The organism is Frankia sp. CeCAU1 (assembly GCF_977971845.1).
In genome coordinates this window covers 30,413-31,064 of the sequence record NZ_CDWWXA010000031.1, presented here as the reverse complement: position 1 = coordinate 31,064, position 652 = coordinate 30,413, and the positions used below count along the sequence as shown (strand labels likewise).

Sequence of the window (652 nt, the reverse complement as noted above, 5' to 3'; positions counted from 1 at the left end):
TAGGCCCGCGACGTCTTGCGCAGGCGACGCAGCGAGGCGGCGAGCCGTTTCGGGCTGGCGATGGTCTCACCTGTCGACAGCACCGCGAGGTGCTTCACGCCCACGTCGACGCCCACCGGGCCGGCGGCGCGTTGCCGCCGGGATGGCTGGACGGGAATCTCTCGCTCGACCTCGACGGTGAACGACACGTACCAGCGGCCTGCCGTGCGGGATACCGCCGCGCCCAACAGCCGGGCGCGGCCGTTGCCGAGGCGTCCGGTGAGGGCGCCCATCGGCTCGTGAACCTTGGCCCGGCCGATGCGGGGCAGCTTGACGTGCAGGTCGCCGACCGGCCCGTAGGCGCCGGTGGTGTAACGGAAGCTGTCGCGGGCCTTGCCCCGCCTCTTGAACCTCGGGAAGCCGACCCGCCGTCCTTTGCGCCTGCCGTTGCGGGAGTCGGTGAAGTTCTTCAACCCACGGGCGAGCTGGTCAAGCCCGGCCGAGAACGCCTCCTTCGAGCACTCCGCCCACCACGGCGCAACGTCGCCCTTGGTTGCATTCCACGCCAGCCGCAGCGCCGGGAGTGTCCACGGCACCGAGGTGAGCAAATCACCGGCCAGGCCGTACGTCTTCTCGGCGTCCCGCTGGGCGAGCGCCGCCCTCACCCGGGCCA

1 pseudogene is annotated in these 652 nt (G+C 71.6%); it reads right to left on the bottom strand.

Annotated elements, in window-relative coordinates:
- Window positions 1-652 (bottom strand): annotated as a pseudogene (locus AC08OO_RS08280) (IS607 family element RNA-guided endonuclease TnpB); the annotation flags it as partial.